The organism is Paenibacillus sp. P4_E11 (assembly GCF_056401635.1).
Genome location: NZ_JBFUIX010000695.1, coordinates 1 through 595 on the forward strand (window position 1 = coordinate 1; position 595 = coordinate 595).

General features: G+C 42.1%; 2 tRNA genes. Both read right to left on the reverse strand.

The features are described 5' to 3' along the window. Window positions 1-409: 409 nt before the first annotated feature. Window positions 410-489: transfer RNA gene (locus AC1DWB_RS36975), tRNA-Leu, on the reverse strand. A gap of 9 nt (window positions 490-498) precedes the next feature. After that, a tRNA-Lys gene (locus AC1DWB_RS36980) sits at window positions 499-574 on the reverse strand. Window positions 575-595 lie beyond the last annotated feature (21 nt).

Genomic DNA, 595 nt, shown 5'->3' on the forward strand with positions numbered 1-595 from the left:
TTCCGGAATGCTGCAAAAGTKCAGGATTTTCTCCCCATCCCCATTCAAATTTAATAAATCCTGCAAATGTGCAGGATTTTATCGACAAAATCTCGATTTCGCCCGAACCGCAGCTAAAATGCTGCACTTTCGAAACAATATTGAGCTTTCGGATGCAAACGGATCAAAAATCATGTATTTTTGCAGGATTCTTTCAAACGAGATGCACAACAACAATCGCATTCTACATAGTAGCAATTGCGACTGAACCCCATTGAGTCAACTCATTCGAGCTTTACTGCATCCTTCAAGGCAAGAAATTAAGGAAGCAGCCTTCAGTCTTCCCCTCTACCCCAAAAACTTATAAATTCTTATATGTAAAAAAAGATAAACTCTTTAGATTTATCTAAAGAGTTTATCTCGTTTTTGATGCGCGTAGAGGGACTTGAACCCCCACGGTCGCCCGCTAGATCCTAAGTCTAGTGCGTCTGCCAATTCCGCCATACGCGCGAATAAATCTGGTGAGCCATGTAGGACTCGAACCTACGACACCCTGATTAAAAGTCAGGTGCTCTACCAACTGAGCTAATGGCTCAAAATGTAATGGGGTTGATAC